We start from the raw sequence: 21,724 nt of genomic DNA, 5'->3' as shown, positions 1-21,724 counted from the left end.
CCTGCGATAAGTGTGCCAAATGTGAAAATATGTTTTAAATCAGTATGTTATATATTTAGTGTCAGGGTTTTGACGTTTCTAATTATCTAGGCTGCAGAATTGGCTTCAATATTAAGTTTGCCGATGTAGTGATGTACAACATCATCTGGCAGATTCAGATGCTCGGGATTTCGGGCAGGATAAGCACGAGCATATAGTGCGGTTCTGACTTCACCTGGATCAATTGTACTGACAATAACCTTACCTTCTGCTTCCAGTTCATCTTTTAATTGTTCGGCAAATGCTTCTATTGCTGCCTTACTAATCCCATAGGCACCCCAATAAGCCGTATGTTTATGGGCATCAGTCGTGAAAATTAAATGGCTGGTTTGTTGTTTTAATAAAGGGAGACAGGCCTGGGTGAGTAAATAAGTGGCTGTCAGGTTGATGTGTATGGTTTCAGCCCATGTTTTAGGATCCTGATTCATCACAGGTGCTAATTGTCCGAGTGTGGCAGCACAGTGAATCAAGGCATTTAATTTGCCAAAGTTATCTGAAATAGTCTGGGCGAGTTGCTTGTAGTTATCTACTGTCGCACCTTTCAGATCGAGCGGATAGATAGCAGGTATGATGCCCGTTTGTTCAACGATTTCATCATAGACAGCTTCAAGCTGTGGAACTTGTTTATCGAGTAAGATAACTGTAGCACCTGCCTGTGCGCAGGCTTTAGCTACTGAGGCACCGATGCCCTGAGCGGCACCGGTGATAAGAATAATTTGATCAGCCAACTGGCTGTCCTCAGTATGTGTTTGCATCAAGATTTATTCTGCAGGGATAAATTGACTAAATTGTGCGACACCGTTGTGGAATTGTACCGCTGTGATACCGTCTTTTTTATGCCATTCAAGATGGTCAACGGTTAAAGCATCAATTTTATGCGTTTGAGTGACATCTGGCTCACCCCATTTAGCGATAGCTTCTTCTTCAGTCATACCTGCAATAGTGCTTGTTTCATCTTCAACAGCACCTGTTGTGTCAGTGGTGTCGTCACTAGACACTTCCGCAGGTGCAGCAGATGTATCTTTAGACTCTGTCTGAGCACTGTTGTCATCACTACAAGCAACGATGAATGTACCCAGAAATAACGCGATTAAAAGTAATTTAAACTGTTTCAGCATAGCATTCCCTTATTGTTATAAATATTGAGTCATAAAGTATAGCAAGTGATTAATCGCTTAGCTAACCGTGTTGATTTTCATTATCAATTCGGCAGCTTTTTCACCATTGATCACTGCGCCTTCTAGTGTAGCAGGATAAGGGTTACTAATTATATCACCAGCTAAATAGAGCCCCTTCACTGTGCACGCGGTCGCCGGACGATGTGAGCTGATATTGACACAACTTTTGAAAGTCGCTCGTTTTTCCCGAATAACGTAACCGCGAATAAACTCTGGGGATTGGACTATATTTGTGTCCAATAACTCATCGAAAATATGAACAATAAGCTGATCATTAGTCAGCTTCAGATGTGTTCCAGGTCCACTAATAACAACGGCTAACAAGCCATCTCCTCTATCAAATACCCACTGACTTGTTGTGCCACTGAGGCCTATTATGGGAGATATTAATTTGATGTCAGCTGAGCATTGCAGATACACCGTGACAATAGGATAAGAGCTTGTTTCCTCACCTAACCAGTAGTTTCCCAGCAGTTGTTGGCTAGTGTGTGGTCCGGTAGCAATAATGATATTGTCTGCTTCAATCGTCTGACCTTTATCGGTCATTGCGGCGGTTATTTTATTATCTTCGATAAGCAGTGACTTAATTCGTGTATGCAGGGAAATTTGGCCGCCCTGTGCTTGAATATACCGTTCAGCATAGGCAGGTAAGATATCGCCTAATGGCACTTTTGGAATCAGAAAGTCAGCATAATCACGTTGTTGAAAAGTCTCTAACAAGACATTAGCAAAAAGATTAGCTGAGGCTTCGGATATGGGCGTATTCAACGTAGCAAGACATAATGGCTCCCATAGCTGCTCAATTAATCTCGGACTTTGTTTCTGTTGTTTTAACCATGCCTGCACCGAGATATCGTCTGATTTTTTTTGCGGACGTGCTTTAAATATCAGACGTGATATCTGAATAAAAAGCGTAAAACCATTGAGCTGCCATGTCTTTATCGCCAGTGACAAAGGCCAGGGTAAAAGCGGGGTGTCAGCGAGTTTTAGATCATTAAAATGTGGATGATGGATGGTCAGATTTAATGGAAGTCGTTGAAATAATGTGGATTCATCAGCCCCTAAGTCCTGCAACAATTTTAAGGTACGTTGGTAGGCGCCAATCAATAAATGCTGGCCGTTATCTATGGTTTGTTCGTTCCAGACAACATTTCGGGCTCGCCCGCCTAATTGTTTGGCAGATTCAACCAGATGAACTGGTTCTCCCTGCTCTAACAATCGTACGGCAGCAGCAAGTCCACTCCAGCCACCACCAATAATCAACGTGGTCATTATTGGTGTTTTTTTTCTGCTCTGGATGTGCGCCAGGCTAACCAGAGTTTTTTCAAAGGCGTCAGAGAAATACGCTGTTTCATTACCTGAAAATTATCTTTTTCAATTTCGTCTAATGTCGCTTCATAGATAGCAGACATAATTAAGCCTGTACGTTGCGAATAACGATCTTCCGTCGGTAATAATGTTTTAGCTTCTTGATAAAAAGAACGTGCACGTTGGGTTTCAAATGCGAGGAGTGCCGTTAATTCTGTTGTCTGTTTCAGTGCTAGAATATCTTGTTCGCTGACATTAAATCGCGCCATATCCTCTGCAGGTAGATAGATGCGACCACGCTCTGCATCTTCACGAACGTCACGAATAATATTGGTCAACTGGAAAGCCAAACCTAGTTTTTCGGCATATTTCAGCGTCTGGCGGTTCTGATAACCAAAAATCTCTGCAGCAAGCAATCCGACCACACTGGCAACACGGTGACAATATAGAGCTAAATGCTTAAAACCTTCATATCGATGCTGGAATAGATCCATTTCCATGCCATCAATGATCTCAAGAAAATATTCTTTATGTAATTCAAAATGCTGAAGTGCTTCTTCCAAGGCTTTACCGACCGGATGGGTAGCTACTTGGTCAAAAATATTGTCAACTTCACTGCGCCACCAGGCTAAGGTCTGTGCGGCAACTTGCGGATCAGCAATTTCATCCACTGCATCATCCACCTCACGGCAAAACGCATACAAGGCTGTGATGGCCTGTCGCTTTTGTGGCGGCAAGAACATAAAGCTGTAATAAAAACTTGAACCACTTTTGGCTGCTTTGTCACGGCAGTATTGATTGGGTGTCATTTGACCAGACGTTCCACAATAGTATCGTTTAACAGATGTGACTCAATAATTTCATCAATATCTGCTTCTGTTTCATAGTGATACCAGGTGCCTTCAGGATAGATAACTAACATTGGCCCTAGCTTACAACGGCTGAGACAGCCAGCATTATTGACACGGACTTTTTTTATTTTTAGCTCTTTGACACGCTGTTTCGCATAATCACGCAGAGACTGTGAGCCATGTTCACCACAATTTGCACTGCCATCATCACGCTGATGGGTACAGAAAAATAAATGATATTTATATATTTGAGACATAGTGACTAAGGATAGCGAACCTTGAAATAACTAAAAAGTATTTAAGCAAAATTAAGCTATATCTTGTGTTTGAGATAAGGTGTCAGGGTGATGTGCACGGTAATGAAGTACTTCTTCTAAGATAGATAAAAAATGCTCCACTAATTCAGGATCAAAATGATGTCCTTTTTGCTCAGTCAGGTAATCAACAGCTTTATCGATTGGCCAAGCTTTTTTATATGGACGTTCAGACGTTAAAGCATCAAATACATCACATACCGCACAAATACGACCCTCAATCGGGATATCTTTGCCCTTCAAACCATTTGGGTAACCAGAGCCGTCCCATTTTTCATGATGAGTAAGCGCTATATTACTTGCCAGCTTGAGTAAGGGAACATCGGTATCTGCTAATAAATCTGCGCCAATTTTGACGTGAGTTTTCATCACTTCCCATTCGTCAGCATTTAATTTTCCTGGTTTGAGCAAGATATGATCAGGAATACCAATTTTTCCAATATCGTGCATAGGTGCTGCTGTTAATATATCAGCAGCAAAACTCTCATTAAGGCTGGCGGCTAATGCCAACATTTCAGCAAAATGACTCATTCTCAGAATGTGATTGCCGGTTTCATTATCTTTATATTCTGCTGCCCGACCTAAACGTTTAATAATTTCAAGACGGCTTTGCTCGAGTTGTTGAGTGCGGATTTTGACCTGTTGTTCTAGCGTTACATTTTGTGTCATTACTTGCTTATGCAGTAAGCGGACTTCCAGCATATTTCTGATACGCTGAATAACTTCTGTTTGGTCAAAGGGTTTGGTTATAAAGTCTTTTGCACCGGAGCTGAGTGATTTTTTTCGTATTTCCTGAGTGAGTTCAGCGGTAATTACCAGTATCGGAAGATAGTCATTATGTATCGCCGTATGCAGTGATTCCATTACCTGAAAACCATCCATATCCGGCATACGGATGTCTAGCAGGATGAGATCGATTTCGTATTCAAAATAGCGCTGTTTTACTTCGGCGCCGAGATTTGTGGAATAGAGAGAGGTAAACCCTGCCTGTCTCAGCATTTTTTCCAGTAATTTAATATTAATTAACTGGTCGTCAACAATGAGAATTCTGGCGTTTAGAATGTCCTTATCTGAAATCATTTTACGCATCCTTTGCATATATCATGACTGCTATAACCATATAACCTGGCGATGCTTCATCATTCGATGACCTCAGAGTGTGAGTCGAATCATTAATAATTTCGCTGAATAGCAAAATCAGCTAACGATAACAAAGCCTGTTTATATGGACTTTCAGCAAGTCTATCCAGCGCTTGTTTCGCTTGCATGACTTCCTTTTCAGCTGCCTTGGCAGTGTAATCTATGGCGCCTGTATTTTGAATGATCTCAATAATGTCATTGATCCTATCTCGCTGGCCCTGTTCGATGGCTTCACGAATAATAGCCGCTTGTTCAGCATTACCGTGCTGCATTGCATAGATCAAAGGCAATGTGGGTTTGCCTTCAGCAAGATCGTCACCGATGTTTTTACCAATAGTTTCGCTGGATTGACTGTAATCCAGTAAGTCGTCTACCAGCTGAAAAGCACTACCCAAATGCATGGCATAGCTAGCCATAGCTGTTTCAATAGCGTTGTCAGAGCCTGAAATGACAGCACCTAACTGGCCCGCAGCTTCAAACAGTTTAGCTGTTTTATGGTGTATGACTTCAAGATAACGTTCTTCGGTGGTGTCAGCATCATGACAATTTAATAATTGCAGTACCTCGCCTTCAGCAATGATATTGGTGGTATGAGAAAGAATATGCATTAAGCGCATAGACTCAATTTCGACCATCATTTCAAACGAGCGGGTATAGAGGAAATCGCCCACGAGTACGCTGGCTTCATTACCCCAAAGTGAATTAGCTGTTTCCTGACCCCGGCGCATATCAGAATTATCTACCACATCATCGTGTAATAACGTTGCGGTATGAATGAACTCAATAATGGTGGCGAGGTTGATATGCTGACTCCCCTCATAGCCACATGCGCGTGCAGACAGAATAGCTATCGCTGGGCGCAGCCGCTTACCACCGCTGTTAATAATGTAAAAGCCAAGTTGGTTAATGAGGGCAACATCAGACTGTAAGCGTTGTTGGATCAACTCGTCTACAGCTTTCATGTCATCTTGAATTAAAGAATAGATGGATTGAATATCCACGGAACCGTAATCTGCCTATAATGTGTGATTTAAACGCGTACTTTCTCATGAGCGAGAATACTGCGCAAATATTTCAATATGAATTTGATCTCCTTGAAGAAAGGAGATACAATTGCCGGTCTTTTGTGGGGTAACCCGCATTAACACTATTATACTTTGGAGACAGCGATGTACGCTATTGTCGCGACTGGCGGTAAACAATACCGAGTGAAAGAGGGCGAAAAGCTCCGCATTGAAAAATTGACTGCTGAAGCCGGTGATACGGTTGAGCTTGATAAAGTTCTGTTAGTTGGCGAAGGTGAAGACATCAAAGTCGGTGCACCTTACCTTGACGGCGCTAAAGTGACTGCGAAAGTGGCAGCTAACGGCCGTGGCGATAAAGTGAAAATCGTCAAATTCAAACGCCGTAAGCATCATCAAAAACAGATGGGTCATCGTCAAGCATATACTGAAATCGAAATCACAGGCATCTCAGCCTAAGAATCGGAAAAGAGGTTTAAGAAATGGCTCACAAGAAAGCTGGTGGTAGTACTCGTAACGGACGTGATTCAGAGTCTAAACGCCTTGGTGTAAAACGCTACGGTGGTGAATTAGTGTCTGGTGGTAACATTTTAGTTCGTCAGCGTGGTACACGTTACCATGCAGGTCGTAACGTAGGTATTGGTAAAGACCATACTTTATTTGCGACAGCTGAAGGTAAAGTATTATTTGAGACCAAAGGTCCTCAAAACCGTACTTTCGTCAGTGTTGTTGCTGACTAAGAATATTTGCTAGCCCGTATGGGGCAAACAGCACAAAGCCCCGCTGATGCGGGGTTTTTTGTTTCTGGCATATAAGTTTTATAGCCAGAAAGAACATGAGATTAAGGTCGGGAAGCGACAATGAAATTTGTGGATGAAGCGAAAATTAAAATCAGTGCCGGGGCCGGTGGTAACGGCTGTTTGAGTTTTCGCCGTGAAAAATTCATTCCTTTTGGTGGCCCCGATGGTGGTGATGGTGGCGATGGCGGCGATATTTATCTGCTGGCAGACTCCCAAGTCAATACGCTGATTGATTTTCGTTATCAGCGGAATTTTAAAGCTGAGCGTGGTGAACATGGTCGTGGTCGTCTATGTAGTGGTGCGCGTGGAGAAGATCTAGTCATCAAAGTCCCGATTGGTACAGAAGCCTGGGATGATGATACCGATGAACTCATTGGCGACCTGACTAATGATGGGGATAAGTTATTAGTCGCAAAAGGCGGCTGGCATGGTTTGGGCAATGCGCGTTATAAATCCAGTATTAACCGCGCACCGCGTCAAACCAGTGATGGTACTCCCGGCGAAGAACGCACATTACGACTTGAAATGAAGTTGTTAGCCGATGTCGGGCTGCTGGGGTTACCTAACGCTGGTAAATCCACTTTTATCAGTCAGGTATCTGCTGCTCAACCCAAAGTCGCGAACTATCCTTTCACCACGCTTTATCCAAATTTAGGTGTTGTTACCTTAAAAGACGTGCGCAGTTTTGTGATTGCCGATATTCCTGGATTAGTTGAAGGTGCGGCAGAAGGCGCGGGTTTAGGCATTCAGTTTCTGAAACATTTAACGCGTACACGTTTACTTTTACATCTCGTCGATATGGCGCCAGTTGATGTGAAACAGGATCCGGTTGAAAGCGTGCAGATTATTAATCGTGAACTGGAAAACTACAGCGAAGCTTTAGGAAGCCAGGATCAGTGGTTAGTACTGAATAAAATGGATCTGGTACCTGAAGATATTCGCGATGATTTATGCCAAGAAGTACTGGATCGTCTTCAATGGCAGGGTAAAGTGTTTTACATTAGTGGTCAGACCGGTGAAGGCTGTGAAGCTCTGGTCAATGAAGTCATGAATTATCTGGAAGCCGTTCGTGCCAGTGAGAAAGACGAAAATGCAGACAGTTCACAGGATGATGCTCAGGAATAAACCTCAGTGACAGAACCACATCAGCAATTATTGAATACCAAGCGCTGGGTTATCAAAATTGGCAGTGCTTTATTAACCCGTATTGGTGAGGGGTTGGATGCGGATCGCATTCGTTGGTTGAGTGCGGAAATTGCCGAGCTACGAAGTCAGGGAAAAGAAGTCGTATTAGTCACGTCTGGCTCTGTTGCTGCAGGCATGCAGAAGTTGGGTTGGAAAAGACGTCCACACGAAATTCATCGTCTGCAAGCAGCTGCCAGTGTCGGTCAGATGGAATTGGTCAATGCTTATGCGACAGAATGCGGTAAGCACGGTATTCACACAGCACAAATTCTACTCACTCACTCTGATTTATCGGACCGCGGCCGTCATCTTAATGCACGCAGTGCGCTACAAACGCTACTAGAATTAGATATTCTGCCGGTGGTGAATGAGAACGATACCATTGCTACAGAAGAAATTCGCTTTGGTGATAACGATACCTTAGCTGCGATGACGGCCAATCTTGTTGAAGCCGATGTGCTGGTTATTCTGACGGATCAGGATGGTTTATTTGACTCCGATCCCAGAAGCAATCCTAACGCTCGTATGATTGCGGCATCAGCTGCCAGTAATGCGGCACTTGATCAAATGGCTGGTGATAGTAAAGGTGAGTTAGGCCGTGGCGGTATGACCACCAAATTATTAGCTGCGCGTCGTGCAGCACGTTCAGGTGCCTACACTGTTATCTTATCTGGTAAACACCCTGACAATCTGCGTCATCTGGCTGCAGGCCATGGCGTGGGCACATTACTGTGGCCTGACAATAAACCGATTACAGCCCGACAACAATGGCTGGTAGGCCACTTAATTGCTAAAGGGCAGTTGGTTCTGGATGATGGCGCTGTGGCTGTGTTAAGAGAGCAGGGACGGAGTCTGTTACCTGTTGGGGTAACGCATGTGGAAGGCAAGTTTACCCGTGGCGAACTCGTTATTTGTCGTGACGTAAATGGTAAAGAAGTCGCCAGGGGCTTAGCGAACTATAATGCTGACGAGGCGCATCTGATTAAAGGTAAGTCTAGCAGTGAAATTGAATCTATCTTGGGTTATGTTGGCGAGCCCGAATTAATACATCGCGATAACCTGGTATTAACCAGTTAAATAAATACCAAAACAAAAATGACAGACATAAAAAAACCGACATTACGTCGGTTTTTTTATAAAGTCGAAACTTTAAATTACATTGCGCGAACAGCGTTGTTCAAGCGGCTTTTACCACGAGCAGCAGTATTCTTATGAATAATGCCTTTACCCGCCATACGATCTAATGCAGGCGCTGCAACTTTGAAAGCAGCAACAGCTTGTTCTTTATCACCAGCTGCGATTGCTTTTCTCAGTGCTTTAATCGTTGTACGCATCGCTGAACGTTGGCTGGCGTTACGCTGACGGTGTACTTCTGCTTGACGCGCGCGTTTTCTTGCTTGTGCCGAATTTGCCAAAGTGCTTCTCCTAAAAATTCATTTATCTGTAGCTAAACCTAGCTATCTGTATTTACAGATGAGCCCGACATTATCCGGATTTTATTCTGATTTGTAAATGGTATTATGTGATTATTTTTCAATAGGATGACCCATGCGCATAATCACAGCCAATGTGAACGGTATTCGAGCCGCCGCCCGTAAAGGTTTTTTCGACTGGTTACCCAAACAAAATGCAGATGTTGTCTGTATTCAGGAGACCAAAGCCCAAGTTCATCAACTCGAAGATGATATTTTCAGGCCGCAAGGATATCACTGTTATTACCATGATGCTGAGAAAAAGGGCTATAGCGGCGTCGCGCTGTATTGCAAAGCAGAGCCCGATGAAGTCATTGTTGGCATGGGGAATGAGGAGTTCGATGCGGAAGGGCGTTATATCGAGGCCCGCTTTGGTAATTTAAGCGTGATTTCTTTGTATATGCCATCAGGATCGGCAAAAGAAGAACGCCAACTGGTTAAGTATCGTTGCATGGACTTTTTCGAAATAAAAATGCAGGAAATGAAAGACTCAGGCCGTGATGTCTTGATATGTGGTGATTGGAATATCGCGCATAAAAATGAAGATATTCGTAACTGGAAAGGCAATCTGAAAAATTCAGGCTTCCTGCCTGAAGAACGTGCCTGGTTGGATAAACTGTTTGATGAAATGGGCTTTATCGATGCCTTCCGTGAGTTACCACAGGAAGAACACCAATACACCTGGTGGTCAAACCGCGGTCAGGCCAGAGCGAATAATGTCGGATGGCGTATTGATTACCATATCTTAACGCCGGGTATGAAAGGCAAGGTCAAAGCGACAGAAATCTATCGTGAGGAATCTTTTTCTGATCATGCGCCGCTCATTATTGATTATGACTACGAGCTGCCAAAATAAAAACGAACTTTATCGCTACATAACTCTCTGACTTATCCAAGCTATCGGAGAGTTATGTATGTGGTCATTCTTTAAGTCCGATCCAGAGAAAAAGTTAAAAAAGCAGTTAGCACGAAAGCGTGAACAGGCATTACATGCACAGCGTAATGGCGATATACGACTGTTTGCTTCATTGACTCAGGAAGCAGAGGCGATATTGAAGCAATTACAGCAAGTGCAGTCAGATAAAGTCTGAAAATAATCTGTTATTAATACATTGAGGCAAGTACACAACGAATCACACCATAATCATAAGCTTCATCCAGCGCCTGATAAATCGCTTTCAGGCTCTGTGATTCGTCTCCTAAAGATTCAATGGTAAGCATAATCGTATTGAGTTCGGCATCTTCCAGATCTAATACATCTTTAACATCCAGCAATCCGGCATTGATGCCTTCAGCCAGGTGGCTATAAACCGTACTGAGTTTTAAATCACGCTGCTTGGCAATATTGTCTATGCCATGTCCTTTTTCGAGTAATAACAGCGTGTCATTAATGGTATCGCTCAGACCGTTATTGAGTAAATCAGATAAAGGATGTTGTTTAATCACCTCTAAAAAGGCATGACCGTAATGGTTGAGTTTCTGCTCGCCCACCCCGGAAATTCGCTGCATCGCAGACATATCTGCAGGGCGGTAACGACACATTTCCAATAAAGTCGCATCATGAAAAATAACATAAGGCGGCACACCATGTTGTTTGGCAATATCAGAGCGTAATTGGCGTAACGCTTCCCAGAGTCGTTGATCTTGAGGACGAACGGCTGTTTGTTTTTTACTGGCTTTAGTCGCGGATTTTTTGGGTGATTGTTTTCTTAAATACAACGTCTGTTCACCACGTAATACGGGCCGACATTTTTCCGTCAGACGTAATGCGCCATAACGTTGAATATCAATATCGAGGTAACCCGTGGCGATTAACTGGCGGAAGATTCCACGCCATTGAGTCGCGTTCAGTTCAGCGCCAATGCCGTAGGTGCTTAACTTATCATGCTGATTGTGTTTAATACGTTCGTCGTCACTGCCAAGTAACACATCGATTAAATAATTCACCCCGAAACGTTGCTCGGTACGGTAAACACAGGATAGGGCTTTTTGCGCCATTTCTGTCGCATCAAAGCTTTCTGGTGGTGTTTGGCAGTTATCGCATTGGCCGCATTTTTCAGGAGCTTCTTCGTCAAAATAGGCCAGTATGGCCTGACGACGACAGGTGATGAGTTCACATAAGCCGAGCATGGCATCCAATTTATGCTGCTCAACCCGTTTGATCATATCGGGCGCATTAGAGTCCTGCATAAACTGTCGCAGGGTAATGACATCCTGCAGGCCATAGGCCATCCAGGCATTGGCCGGTAAACCATCGCGTCCCGCGCGGCCGGTTTCCTGATAATAAGCTTCAATATTTTTCGGCAAATTCAGGTGAGCGACAAATCGCACATCAGGTTTATCAATACCCATACCAAAGGCGATGGTGGCGACAATGATCACACCTTCTTCGCGTAAAAAGCGCTGTTGATGTTTAGCCCTGATCTCATTGGATAATCCAGCATGATAAGGCAGGGCAACCTGACCTTGTTCCTGAAGCCACTCGGCAATGGCTTCTACTTTTTTGCGAGACAGGCAATAAACAATACCGGCATCGTTGGCGTGATGTTCCTGAATAAATTGCCAAAGCTGTTGTTTGGCTTGCGTCGCTTCTGTAATGGCATAAAAAATATTATGTCTGTCAAAACTATTCAGATAGACATTAGCTTGCTGCAGATTGAGCTGTTCAATGATTTCCTGACGGGTGCGTTTGTCCGCTGTGGCCGTCAGGGCGACACGAGGCACATTAGGAAAACGTTCATGAAGTAAACGAAGTTGTTGGTATTCAGGGCGAAAGTCGTGTCCCCACTGTGACACGCAATGCGCTTCATCTATCGCAAATAAGGAAATACTGACACGGCTCAGCAGCGATAATGTACGCTCGTTCAGTAAGCGTTCTGGGGCGATATACAATACATCAATCAGTCCAGCTTCAAGTTCTTGCTCGACCGTACGGGCTTCATTTGCTGAAAGACTTGAATTCAGAAAAGCCGCTTTCACACCCAATTCGTTTAATGCCATCACCTGATCCTGCATCAGGGCAATTAAAGGTGAAACCACAATGCCGGTGCCTGGCCGGATAAGTGCCGGAATCTGATAACAAAGTGATTTACCGCCGCCGGTCGGCATCAATACCAGAGCATCACCACCATGGATAAGGTGCTCAACGATATCCTGTTGATTATGTCGAAAGGCATCGTAACCAAAGATGTCCTGTAGCACGTCCAGTGCGGGTTGTCCTTCAGTCTGCATAAATAAATTCAGTGATTAAAGCAAAGAGGCATTATGGCAAATATGCCTCGCTCTGACATCGAAAGTGAACGGTAAATTCGGTTTATTGCTGAAAGACAGGCAGAATACACGGTCTTCAATTCTCAGCTCATGCCGAAACATAACGGGTTGTGGGCAAATTTACATATAGGAATTCAAATGAAAAACATTACCGTGGACAGCAATCCCAGCGAAGCACAATTAAAACAATTGGGAGTTGCCCATTGGCCAACATGGGAAAAAGAAGTCTCCGTATTTCCCTGGTCATTCGTGACCACTGAAGTGGCATTAATTGTCGAAGGTGAATGTGTGATGACACCTGCTGATGGTGGACCTGCAACCACATTTAAAGCCGGCGACTTAGTTGTATTCCCCAATGGTTATAAAGGCACATGGGAAGTTAAAAAAGCTTTGAAAAAACGCTTTAAACATAGAGATGGTAACTTTGTGAAATGTGCATTTAGCCGTTATAAAATTCTGAAAAGTCGTCTTAAGTCAGCTTTTTAATAACATTGATATTGTTTGGATTGAGGGGGGAAGCTTAATGTTAATAATATGTTCATACAGGGTTCTTCCTTCAAACCAAGCTATATCATCGGTTTATTTTTAAAAATCATCATTTAAGCTTAAGTCCAACTGTGGTTGAATAATTTCTGTCACGGGTAAATCAAAGCCACTCATACTTAATCCGACAAGCCTCACTGGTTTATGACCCGCCTCTGTTTTTTCCAGCAACAATGGAATAATCTTTTTTAAGTCAGTCAGTTTAATGATGTGCTCGGCGCTGTGTGCCCGGGTGACTTGTTGGAAATCAGCATATTTGACTTTGACGGTGACGGTACGTGCTTTCAGATTTTGTTTGTCCAGGCTCTCAAAGACGCGTTCTCCCAGATCAAGCAGCTTGGCAATTAATTCAGCAATAGAGTGGATGTCTTCAGCAAAGGTAGTTTCTTTGCCCAGTGATTTACGGATACGCTGGCTACGAACGGGGCGTTCGTCGATGGCTCGGGCGATATTGTAGTAATACTGACCTGCTTTGCCAAAACGCTCAGTCAGTTCTGTTAATGATTTCTCACGCAAGTCCTTACCGGTATGGATACCGAGATTATGCATTTTGGTTTCTGTGGCTGGACCAACGCCATGAAATTTACCTACTGGAAGCTCGGCGACAAAGGCTTCGCCTTGTTCGGGTCTGATGACATAAAGACCGTTAGGTTTGTCCATATCAGAGGCAATTTTGGCGAGAAATTTATTGTACGACACACCCGCTGAAGCAGTTAGGTTGGTTTCGTCCAGGATATCTTGTTTGATGGCTTTGGCAATCAATGTTGCGGAACCGTTAAAGGCCTCGGTATAGGTCACATCCAGGTAGGCTTCGTCGAGTGATAAAGGTTCAACTTCAGAGGCATAACGCCAGAAAATGTCGCGAATTTGCTCGGAAACTTCACGATAAGCGTCAAAGCGTGGTGGCACAAACAGAGCATGAGAGCATAAGCGATAGGCTCGTGAGCAGGGCATAGCCGAATGAATGCCATACTTTCTGGCTTCATAACTACAGGCTGCAACAACGCCCCGGCTGTTAGGCTGGCCGCCGACAATTAACGGTTTGCCTTTGTATTCTGGATGATCACGTTGTTCAACAGAAGCAAAAAAAGCATCCATATCAACGTGAATTATTTTGCGTTGCTTAGCCATGAGGTATTAAGGATATCAGAAGTCTATTCTCGTAATTTTCTCATTATCGTTGACTGTATGAAGATCAGCAATTTTTTCTAGCTGTCTGCATCCCGATGAACAAAAGTGGAACCAGATATACTTCAATGTTACTTTAGCTGATTCAACGCGATCTGAGACCGATTTTGATAGCACGACTACGTTCATGGCATGAGAGTTTACAAGCATTTATGCACCCGAGGGTGCTGACAATGCTTGTGTTTGGCATCATGGCCGGTCTGCCGTTATTACTGATTTTTTCTACATTAAGTTTATGGCTTGGCGAAGTCGGCATCGCAAAAAGTGAAATCACTTATTTCAGCTGGGCAGCGCTGGGTTACTCATTTAAATTCGTTTGGGCACCGCTGGTGGATGTGATGCCTTTACCACTATTAACCCGTCTACTTGGCCGTCGTCGTGCCTGGCTATTATTAGCGCAATGTATGGTGATGGGCTCCATTATTTTTATGGCGATGGTGGACCCTGCTCAAAATTCACTGGTCTGGATGGGCGCTGCAGCTGTTTGTCTGGGCTTTTCTTCTGCCACCTTGGATATTGTGACTGATGCATATCGTATCGAGTCAGCGAATGCTGAACTACAAGCGATGATGTCGGCCAGTTATATTGCTGGTTATCGAATTGGCATGTTAGTGGCGGGTGGCGGGGCCTTATTTCTGGCCAGCTATTTTGGCACCAGCATGGACCATTATAATTATGGAGCCTGGCAGATAACCTACTGGAGCATGGCAAGTTTATTTTTGTTTGGCATTCTAACTACCTTAATCATTGATGAGCCCAAGCAACAACAAGAGTCAGCATTAATTAACCGCCGTCATCATGTGCGATTTTTTATTACTTTTTTACTGGCGGTGAGTGCCTTTATCTGTAGCTTTGCACTGACAGCAGATTTAACGGAGCAGGCGAAACAAAAACTGGGTGTTTTTCTCAGTAATACTCAGTTGGTGTCAGTTTCTATTGAATTAATCAGGCTGGTATTTGCCGGTTTTGCTGCAGCTTTGGTTGCTATGCTGATGACACAAATAAAGTTCATCGATAAACAAAGTGTCACTCATAGTTACATTGCGCCTATTCAGGACTTCTTTACCCGCTATGGCTGGTCTTTAGCCTGGTTATTGCTAGCTTTGGTTGGCTTGTATAGGATTTCAGATATTGTGCTTGGGGTGGTGGCAAATCCGCTTTATCAAAGCCTGGGTTTTACCAAAACTGAAATTGCCACTGTGGTAAAAACTTTTGGTGTGTTTATGACCATCTTCGGTGCTTTCTACGGCGGTATATTGGTTTTGCGTTATGGCGTGATGCCGATATTGATGCTGGGCGCGGTGTTATCTGCCATTACTAATCTGTTATTTATGGTGCTAGTGCAAAGCGGTCACGATATTACTATGCTGTATGTTGTCATTACCGCCGATAATCTTTCAGGCGGTCTGGCTAATGCAGCCTTTATTGCCTTTTTGTCGAGTTTGACCAATATCTCTTTTACCGCAGTACAGTATGCGATTTTCAGCTCATTGATGACCTTAATCCCCAAAGTGTTCGGTGGCTATTCAGGCTCTATGGTCGAATCCATCGGCTTTGAAAACTTTTTCCTGATGACGGCCCTGATAGGATTGCCGGTGTTATTACTGATTATGCTTGCTGGCAAACGGTTTAATCTCACACATCCACAATGAAGCTAGTCAAATGGCTTTTGCTGATTGTGCTTGCCGTTGTTGCTGTAAAACAATGGCAGCATAACCAAGAAGTCAGTTTAGGGCCGGGTGTTAAGGTAGCTCAGGCACCAGTACAAAAACCGATCAGTCAAGCAGTACCGTTTGAGTTTGAAGATTATCAAATCACACCACTGGCAAATTTTTCACTACAAGCAAAAGTGTTGGGTCGTGAAGATTACAACATTGATAGAGAAAGTGAATTATCCCCAACCGACTTAGCGCTGGGCTGGCAGAAAATGTCGGATGAGAGCGTTTTGGCGGAGATTGATATCACCCAGACCAGGCGTTGGTATTACTGGCGTGTGGAACAGTTCCCAATTCCCCGTCATGACATTGAAACCCAAAGTGCCAATATGCATTTGATTCCTGCTGACAGTCAGGTAGCCAATGTACTAAAGAAAGTGAAAAAAGGGCAGATTATTGCGTTGGAAGGTCAGTTAATTCAGGCCAAAGCAGCCGATGGCTGGTCATGGAGAAGTTCCATGACCAGAGACGACACCGGTGCTCATGCTTGTGAAGTGGTTTACGTGACATCCCTTTCAGTTATCGAGTAAAAATTATTCCACCAATTTATAACAAGGCTGGTAGACCCCTTCTCCCTGGCCGAGCTTCATCCGTTGCTGCTTGACGAAAATATTGAGGAGATTATCAATCGCCCGCATGATGCCTGGATCGCCTTTGAGCAAATAGGGCCCATGTTTCGCCACTTCTTTGATGCCAAAGCTTTTTACATTACCAGCGACAATGCCCGAAAATGCCGAGCGGATCTGACTGGCTAGCAGGTGTTTAGGCAGTGATGGATCTAAATGTAAGGCCGCCATATTTTCATGAGTAGGAATAAATGGCTGCTGAAGCATTGGGTCAATATATAACTGCCAGTTGTAGTAATACGCTTCTTCGGTTTCACGACGATTTTCATGAACTTCCGTCATCGCCTGTTTGACTTTATAGCCGACAGTTTCTGGTTCACCGATAACAATATCGTATAACTGACTAATGTCTTCACCCAGACACTGTTTAAGGAATGCATCCAGTGTGTTGAAGTAGTCTCGGCATGATTCCGGACCGGCAAAGATTAATGGGATACCGTATTTATTTTCAGGGTGTAGCAAAATACTGAGTAAATAGAAGATTTCTTCCACCGTGCCAACGCCACCGGGAAATACCACGATAACGTGACCCAGACGTACAAAGGCCTCAAGACGTTTTTCAATATCCGGCATGATAACCAGTTCATTGACGATGGCATTGGGTGATTCTGAAGCAATAATGCCCGGTTCACTGATGCCAATATAACGACCATGAGTGATTTGTTGTTTGGCATGACCGACGGCAGCACCTTTCATTGGACCTTTCATGGCGCCAATACCGCAGCCGGTAATAATATCCAGCCCTCTCAAGCCAAGTTCATAACCAACATGTTTGGCATAGTTATATTCTTCGCGGGGAATAGAGTGACCACCCCAGCACACCACCAGATTAGGTGACACGTTCGGTCTGACCATATTGGCATTACGCAGGATACGGAACACTTTGTCGGTGATTTTTGCCGAGCTGTTAGTTTCTTCTGCCAGAATTTTAAAGTCGGTGTAGACAATATCACGTAATACCGAAGATAAATGTTCCTGAATACCGCGAATCAGCGTGCCATCAACAAAGGATTGGGCCGGGGCATTAAAGATTTCCAGCATCACGCCACGTGGCTGTGACTTTAGGCGGATATCAAAATCTGCATAGAGTTGCTGAATTTCTTCGGCATCGTCTTCATGACTATCGGTATTGAGAATCGCCAGGGCACATTCTCGAAACAGTTGATGCAGTTCAGCGCTGGGAGAGCTGAGTTTAACGATTTCTTCTTGTGATAACAGGTTAAGACTACGAATAGGACGAACGGTGGTATAAGGAATTTTTTTCATTCACACGCCTTCTTTGGTGGTTACTAATTGATGCTCCCACTCTTGTTAATAACAATCAATGGTTTTCGATAATTTTTGTTGTAGCTGTTTATAAATGCAGGGAAGCCAGTTTTATTGAGGGCTCTTCCAGGCTGGCCGTGACGGTAAAACCTAAACTTTCTACAAGCCGTTGCATCGGTTGATTACTGGTGAGAATTTCACCTTCCATCAGGCTGAACCCTTGCTGGCAGGCACTGGAAATCAGGGCATTCATTAGTCGAGTACCAATACCTTTATGCTGCCACTCATCAGCGACCACTAAGGCAAATTCACAGCTGCTGCCGTCCGGATTCATGCTGTAACGTGCCACACCCACTTCAATTTCTTCCTCTTCTTCCATGGTCACCGCCATCAAGGCCTGCTCACGACTGTAATCAAGTTGCGTAAACCGTATCAGCATATCCTGCGACAGTTCGTTGAGTTCTTGCATAAAGCGGAAGTAGCGAGATTCGGTAGATAATTTACGGAAAAAGACCTGTTCAATCAGCGCATCTTCCGGTCGTATTGGTCGGATAATAATATCTGTGCCATCGGCTAACTGCTCCTGTTTGGTCAGATGCGTTGGATACGGATGAATTGCCATATGATCATAGCGATTAATGGTTTTCACATGATGGGCTACTACGATTCTGACATCTAATGCCAATACGCCACGTTCATCGACAACCAGCGGATTGATATCCAGCGATTCTATTTCGGGTAATTCACAAACCATCTCTGACACCCGTAACAACACTTGTATTAAGGCGTCACGATTCACTGCGGGCATATCCCGGAACTCACCGAGCATTGCAGCAATTTTGGTTTGATTAATCAGCTTATCTGCCAGGAAAGTGTTTAAAGGTGGCAGGGCAATGGCGGTATCCTGCAAGACTTCGACTTTGACACCTCCTGCCCCAAATACAATGGTGGTACCAAACACCGGATCACGATTGGCACCGACCAGACATTCTCTACCAAAGGGATCCGTATACATGGGTTCGATACTGACGCTGAATGACTTAATATCCGGTACTTTTTTACGCACAGCCTCCAGCAGTTCTTTGTAAACCAATCTAACCGCTGCCGCATTATTGATATTTAAACGCACACCACCGACATCGGTTTTGTGCTGGATATGGCGATCATTGATTTTCATCGCCACTGGATATCCAAAACTTTCTGCAGCGACCAGAGCTTCATTGGCACTATGACATTGAATGCTTAAGCTAACTGGGATATCAAAGGCATGTAACAGGGCTCTCGACTCAGCTGTGGTTAATGCTTGGCGGTTTTCAGCCAGCACACTTTCAATAATGAGTCGCGCCCCCTCAATATCCGGTTCACTGTGTGATGATAAAGGGCCGGGAACCTGCATTAATAATTGCTGATTTTCATAAAAACGGGCCAGACAGGCAAAGGCTTCTACTGAAGATTCCGGATCAGAAAAGCAGGGCACATGATGACGGGCAAATAAACGATCTGCACTGGCAATCAGTTGTTGACCCATCCAACAAGCTAGCACAGGTTTAGTGCTTGTCTGGCGGGCATCAATGACCGCTTGCGCACAGGCATCGGGATCGGTCATGGCTTGTGGTGACAGCATGACTAATACCCCATCAATGCCTTCATCCTGCAAACAAGTATTAACTGCGGCTTTATAGCGTTCTGGTGAGGCGTCTCCGAGCACATCAATCGGATTACTGCGTGACCAGTGGTGGGGCAAAACCTTATCAAGGCTGGTAATGGTGGTATCTGATAGTGTTGCCAGTTCAATACCTAAATCAATGGCTCTGTCAGTGGCCATCACCCCAAGACCACCGCCATTGGTAACAATCGCTAAACGTCTGCCATGCACCCGACATTGAGTAGCTAACAGCTCTGCCGCAGCAAAAAGCTGCTGGATGGTATCGGCTCTAACCACACCTGCGCGTTGGATAGCGGCGTTAAATACATCATCAGCACCCATCATTGCACCGGTATGGGTAAGAGCGGCTTGTGAGCCAGCTTGATGGCGGCCTGCTTTAATCACCACGACAGGTTTCATCCGGGAAGCGATACGTAAACCGCTCATAAAGCGGCGGGCATCGCGAATACCTTCGACATACAGCAAAATGCTTTGGGTTTTGTGGTCTTGCGCAAGAAAGTCGAGCAGATCGCCAAAGTCGATATCAGCGGCATTGCCTAAAGAAATAATGGCAGAAAAGCCGACCTCATTGGCAGCCGCCCAATCCAGAATCGCGGTACATAAAGCGCCTGATTGTGAAATTAAGGCTAATTGTCCAGGTGCTGCGGTATTTTTACTAAAGGTAGCATTCATGCCAATACTGGGTCGGATTAGTCCCAGACAGTTCGGTCCCAGAATTTGAATATTGTATTGCTGCGCTGCTTTTACGACATCGTGTTCGAGTTTTAGCCCTTGTCCCTGACCTTCACTAAAACCCGCCGAAATAATGATGGCCGCTTTCACACCTGCATGGCCACATTGATGAATGATGGCTCCTATAGTGGGAGCCGGTGTAGCAATAACTGCCAAGTCGACAGATTCATTAATGGCTTCCAGATTCGGATAGCAAATATGATCATTGATACGATCATATTTAGGATTAACGGCATATACCGGCCCCGCAAAATCGGTATCGACCAGATTATCGAAAACGCGTCTGCCTACTGCATCAGTCGTTTGACTGGCACCGAATACAGCAATTGAACGGGGTGAAAACAGGCGGTCTAAAAAATGTGTGGTCATATCACTGGTCCATTTTCCTGATACGATTAGCTTACAAAAACTTTATTACGTTTGCTGAAGGTGTCGTTATGACTATCGCGTTTATATCTCATGCTGACTGTGCCCTGCACGAAACGACATCATATCATCCGGATACGGAAGAAAGACTTGCAGCAATTCACGATCGCCTCATTGCCAGCGGTTTGGAAATGATTATGCATTCTTATGACGCGCCAATGGTTACCTTACAGCAATTATGCCGTGTTCATGATGTTGATTATGTCAGTGATATCTTTCAGAAGTTGCACGAGAATGAACGTGTTTGGCTGGATGCCGATACCTTGATGGTATCAGCGTCGTTAACAGCGGCACAGCGCGGTGCCGGAGCAGTGGTTAAAGCGGTTGACTTAGTCATGAGTCAAGAAGCAAAAACTGCCTTTTGTTGTGTCAGACCACCGGGTCATCATGCGGAACATAATAAGGCGATGGGGTTTTGTATTTTTAATAATGTCGCCGTAGGTGTCGCTCATGCATTAGCCCAATATGGTCTGCAGCGAGTAGCTATTATCGACTTTGATGCACATCATGGTAACGGCACAGAAGATATTTTCAGAGGCAATGAGCAGGTGCTTTTATGCAGTAGTTTTCAGCACCCTTTTTATCCTGATACCGGTGAACCTGGTAAACACGACAATATGATTAATATAGGACTGCCTGCCGGGACCAGTGGTGAGCAATTTCGGCGGTTGATTGAGGAGCAATGGTTACCGGAGCTGGAAGCGTTTCAACCTGAACTGATTTTTATTTCTGCCGGGTTTGATGGGCACCGGGAAGACGATATGTCGGATCTGGATTTAGTGGAAGAGGACTTTGCCTGGGTGACCCGTGAAGTGAAAAAAATAGCTGATAAATTTGCACAAGGCCGGATAGTGTCAACGCTTGAGGGTGGCTACGCAATGTCAGCGTTAGGCCGCAGTGTGGCCAGCCATATTGATGCTTTATTGTAAGTTTATCTGACCTTAAGATAATAAAAAGCCCTGTATTACAGGGCTTTTTTTATA

General features: G+C 44.4%; 22 protein-coding genes. 10 read left to right on the top strand and 12 right to left on the bottom strand.

Annotated features, from left to right (window positions below; genetic code table 11):
* Nucleotides 1-86 precede the first annotated feature (86 nt).
* The 7 genes from BM232_RS06035 to ispB form a co-directional block, all read right to left on the bottom strand.
* A complete protein-coding gene (locus tag BM232_RS06035) occupies nt 87-767 on the bottom strand; it encodes an SDR family NAD(P)-dependent oxidoreductase (protein WP_091712408.1) in 681 nt (226 codons plus the stop codon).
* A gap of 33 nt (nt 768-800) precedes the next feature.
* The gene (locus BM232_RS06030; RefSeq protein WP_091712353.1) at nt 801-1,157 is read right to left on the bottom strand and encodes a hypothetical protein; all 357 of its coding nucleotides are present in this window, start codon (nt 1,155-1,157) and stop codon (nt 801-803) included.
* 57 nt (nt 1,158-1,214) lie between these two features.
* Complete coding sequence (hpnE, locus tag BM232_RS06025; RefSeq protein ID WP_091712351.1) at nt 1,215-2,489, bottom strand: hydroxysqualene dehydroxylase HpnE; 1,275 nt, start codon at nt 2,487-2,489, stop codon at nt 1,215-1,217.
* On the bottom strand, nt 2,489-3,334 hold the full coding sequence (hpnD, locus tag BM232_RS06020) for a presqualene diphosphate synthase HpnD (protein ID WP_091712348.1): 846 nt from the start codon (nt 3,332-3,334) through the stop codon (nt 2,489-2,491). The genes hpnE and hpnD overlap by 1 nt, the downstream gene beginning before the upstream one ends.
* On the bottom strand, nt 3,331-3,633 hold the full coding sequence (locus tag BM232_RS06015) for a (2Fe-2S) ferredoxin domain-containing protein (protein WP_091712346.1): 303 nt from the start codon (nt 3,631-3,633) through the stop codon (nt 3,331-3,333). Before BM232_RS06015 ends, hpnD begins: the two co-directional genes overlap by 4 nt.
* Before the next feature lie 51 nt (nt 3,634-3,684).
* Nucleotides 3,685-4,770: an HD domain-containing phosphohydrolase gene (locus BM232_RS06010; protein WP_091712344.1), complete on the bottom strand. Its 1,086-nt coding sequence runs from the start codon at nt 4,768-4,770 to the stop codon at nt 3,685-3,687.
* A gap of 92 nt (nt 4,771-4,862) precedes the next feature.
* Nucleotides 4,863-5,831, bottom strand: coding sequence for an octaprenyl diphosphate synthase (ispB, locus tag BM232_RS06005; protein WP_091712342.1), 969 nt, complete (start codon nt 5,829-5,831; stop codon nt 4,863-4,865).
* A gap of 168 nt (nt 5,832-5,999) precedes the next feature.
* Here ispB and rplU point away from each other — a divergent pair, with 168 nt between their 5' ends.
* From rplU to proB, 4 genes are all read left to right on the top strand, one after another.
* On the top strand, nt 6,000-6,311 hold the full coding sequence (gene rplU, locus BM232_RS06000; protein WP_007144452.1) for a 50S ribosomal protein L21: 312 nt from the start codon (nt 6,000-6,002) through the stop codon (nt 6,309-6,311).
* A gap of 23 nt (nt 6,312-6,334) precedes the next feature.
* The gene (gene rpmA, locus BM232_RS05995; protein ID WP_007144453.1) at nt 6,335-6,592 is read left to right on the top strand and encodes a 50S ribosomal protein L27; all 258 of its coding nucleotides are present in this window, start codon (nt 6,335-6,337) and stop codon (nt 6,590-6,592) included.
* 120 nt (nt 6,593-6,712) lie between these two features.
* Nucleotides 6,713-7,777 (top strand): Obg family GTPase CgtA, encoded by a 1,065-nt coding sequence (gene cgtA, locus BM232_RS05990; protein ID WP_091712340.1) that lies wholly within the window; start codon nt 6,713-6,715, stop codon nt 7,775-7,777.
* A gap of 6 nt (nt 7,778-7,783) precedes the next feature.
* Nucleotides 7,784-8,914: a glutamate 5-kinase gene (proB, locus tag BM232_RS05985; protein WP_091712338.1), complete on the top strand. Its 1,131-nt coding sequence runs from the start codon at nt 7,784-7,786 to the stop codon at nt 8,912-8,914.
* 77 nt (nt 8,915-8,991) lie between these two features.
* Here proB and rpsT read toward each other — a convergent pair whose 3' ends face one another.
* Nucleotides 8,992-9,252, bottom strand: a complete 261-nt coding sequence (gene rpsT / locus BM232_RS05980) for a 30S ribosomal protein S20 (RefSeq protein WP_091712336.1) — start codon at nt 9,250-9,252, stop codon at nt 8,992-8,994.
* A 133-nt stretch (nt 9,253-9,385) separates the two neighbouring features.
* On the opposite strand from rpsT, the gene BM232_RS05975 reads away from it, so the two are divergent.
* Nucleotides 9,386-10,165 (top strand): exodeoxyribonuclease III, encoded by a 780-nt coding sequence (locus tag BM232_RS05975; RefSeq protein ID WP_091712334.1) that lies wholly within the window; start codon nt 9,386-9,388, stop codon nt 10,163-10,165.
* A gap of 58 nt (nt 10,166-10,223) precedes the next feature.
* Nucleotides 10,224-10,400 carry a DUF6435 family protein gene (locus tag BM232_RS14770; protein ID WP_143092265.1) on the top strand — a complete coding sequence of 59 codons (177 nt, stop codon included), beginning with the start codon at nt 10,224-10,226 and terminating at the stop codon, nt 10,398-10,400.
* A 13-nt stretch (nt 10,401-10,413) separates the two neighbouring features.
* On the opposite strand, the gene recQ is transcribed toward BM232_RS14770, so the two are convergent.
* Nucleotides 10,414-12,540, bottom strand: coding sequence for a DNA helicase RecQ (gene recQ / locus BM232_RS05970; RefSeq protein WP_091712332.1), 2,127 nt, complete (start codon nt 12,538-12,540; stop codon nt 10,414-10,416).
* A gap of 177 nt (nt 12,541-12,717) precedes the next feature.
* Here recQ and BM232_RS05965 point away from each other — a divergent pair, with 177 nt between their 5' ends.
* Nucleotides 12,718-13,065, top strand: a complete 348-nt coding sequence (locus tag BM232_RS05965) for a cupin domain-containing protein (RefSeq protein ID WP_091712329.1) — start codon at nt 12,718-12,720, stop codon at nt 13,063-13,065.
* Between the two features lie 99 nt (nt 13,066-13,164).
* Here BM232_RS05965 and dinB read toward each other — a convergent pair whose 3' ends face one another.
* Nucleotides 13,165-14,253: a DNA polymerase IV gene (gene dinB / locus BM232_RS05960; RefSeq protein WP_091712327.1), complete on the bottom strand. Its 1,089-nt coding sequence runs from the start codon at nt 14,251-14,253 to the stop codon at nt 13,165-13,167.
* Nucleotides 14,254-14,462: 209 nt separating this feature from the next.
* On the opposite strand from dinB, the gene BM232_RS05955 reads away from it, so the two are divergent.
* Entirely contained in the window at nt 14,463-15,962 is a 1,500-nt protein-coding gene (locus BM232_RS05955; protein WP_091712324.1) for an AmpG family muropeptide MFS transporter, read from the top strand.
* On the top strand, nt 15,959-16,555 hold the full coding sequence (locus BM232_RS05950; RefSeq protein WP_091712322.1) for a hypothetical protein: 597 nt from the start codon (nt 15,959-15,961) through the stop codon (nt 16,553-16,555). Before BM232_RS05955 ends, BM232_RS05950 begins: the two co-directional genes overlap by 4 nt.
* A gap of 3 nt (nt 16,556-16,558) precedes the next feature.
* On the opposite strand, the gene ppnN is transcribed toward BM232_RS05950, so the two are convergent.
* Both ppnN and BM232_RS05940 read right to left on the bottom strand, forming a co-directional pair.
* Nucleotides 16,559-17,917 carry a nucleotide 5'-monophosphate nucleosidase PpnN gene (ppnN, locus tag BM232_RS05945; protein WP_091712319.1) on the bottom strand — a complete coding sequence of 453 codons (1,359 nt, stop codon included), beginning with the start codon at nt 17,915-17,917 and terminating at the stop codon, nt 16,559-16,561.
* An 88-nt stretch (nt 17,918-18,005) separates the two neighbouring features.
* Entirely contained in the window at nt 18,006-20,684 is a 2,679-nt protein-coding gene (locus tag BM232_RS05940; protein ID WP_091712316.1) for a bifunctional acetate--CoA ligase family protein/GNAT family N-acetyltransferase, read from the bottom strand.
* Between the two features lie 68 nt (nt 20,685-20,752).
* Here BM232_RS05940 and BM232_RS05935 point away from each other — a divergent pair, with 68 nt between their 5' ends.
* Complete coding sequence (locus tag BM232_RS05935) at nt 20,753-21,670, top strand: histone deacetylase family protein (protein WP_091712406.1); 918 nt, start codon at nt 20,753-20,755, stop codon at nt 21,668-21,670.
* Nucleotides 21,671-21,724: the final 54 nt, after the last annotated feature.

It is taken from the genome of Methylophaga sulfidovorans, assembly GCF_900114205.1.
GTDB lineage: Bacteria > Pseudomonadota > Gammaproteobacteria > Nitrosococcales > Methylophagaceae > Methylophaga > Methylophaga sulfidovorans.
The sequence above is the reverse complement of the archived record's forward strand: the minus strand, read 5'-3'. Positions and strand labels throughout refer to the sequence as shown.

Bases quoted from the DNA above. Each gene is read 5' to 3' on its own strand.
- BM232_RS14770 (WP_143092265.1), top strand. From the start codon at position 10,224: ATGTGGTCATTCTTTAAGTCCGATCCAGAGAAAAAGTTAAAAAAGCAG.
- cgtA (WP_091712340.1), top strand. From the start codon at position 6,713: ATGAAATTTGTGGATGAAGCGAAAATTAAAATCAGTGCCGGGGCCGGT.
- rpmA (WP_007144453.1), top strand. From the start codon at position 6,335: ATGGCTCACAAGAAAGCTGGTGGTAGTACTCGTAACGGACGTGATTCA.
- recQ (WP_091712332.1), bottom strand. From the start codon at position 12,540: ATGCAGACTGAAGGACAACCCGCACTGGACGTGCTACAGGACATCTTT.
- BM232_RS05955 (WP_091712324.1), top strand. From the start codon at position 14,463: ATGCACCCGAGGGTGCTGACAATGCTTGTGTTTGGCATCATGGCCGGT.
- BM232_RS06010 (WP_091712344.1), bottom strand. From the start codon at position 4,770: ATGATTTCAGATAAGGACATTCTAAACGCCAGAATTCTCATTGTTGAC.
- BM232_RS06015 (WP_091712346.1), bottom strand. From the start codon at position 3,633: ATGTCTCAAATATATAAATATCATTTATTTTTCTGTACCCATCAGCGT.
- BM232_RS05965 (WP_091712329.1), top strand. From the start codon at position 12,718: ATGAAAAACATTACCGTGGACAGCAATCCCAGCGAAGCACAATTAAAA.
- BM232_RS05935 (WP_091712406.1), top strand. From the start codon at position 20,753: ATGACTATCGCGTTTATATCTCATGCTGACTGTGCCCTGCACGAAACG.
- hpnD (WP_091712348.1), bottom strand. From the start codon at position 3,334: ATGACACCCAATCAATACTGCCGTGACAAAGCAGCCAAAAGTGGTTCA.
- BM232_RS05975 (WP_091712334.1), top strand. From the start codon at position 9,386: ATGCGCATAATCACAGCCAATGTGAACGGTATTCGAGCCGCCGCCCGT.
- hpnE (WP_091712351.1), bottom strand. From the start codon at position 2,489: ATGACCACGTTGATTATTGGTGGTGGCTGGAGTGGACTTGCTGCTGCC.
- dinB (WP_091712327.1), bottom strand. From the start codon at position 14,253: ATGGCTAAGCAACGCAAAATAATTCACGTTGATATGGATGCTTTTTTT.
- BM232_RS05950 (WP_091712322.1), top strand. From the start codon at position 15,959: ATGAAGCTAGTCAAATGGCTTTTGCTGATTGTGCTTGCCGTTGTTGCT.
- BM232_RS06030 (WP_091712353.1), bottom strand. From the start codon at position 1,157: ATGCTGAAACAGTTTAAATTACTTTTAATCGCGTTATTTCTGGGTACA.
- ppnN (WP_091712319.1), bottom strand. From the start codon at position 17,917: ATGAAAAAAATTCCTTATACCACCGTTCGTCCTATTCGTAGTCTTAAC.
- BM232_RS05940 (WP_091712316.1), bottom strand. From the start codon at position 20,684: ATGACCACACATTTTTTAGACCGCCTGTTTTCACCCCGTTCAATTGCT.
- rplU (WP_007144452.1), top strand. From the start codon at position 6,000: ATGTACGCTATTGTCGCGACTGGCGGTAAACAATACCGAGTGAAAGAG.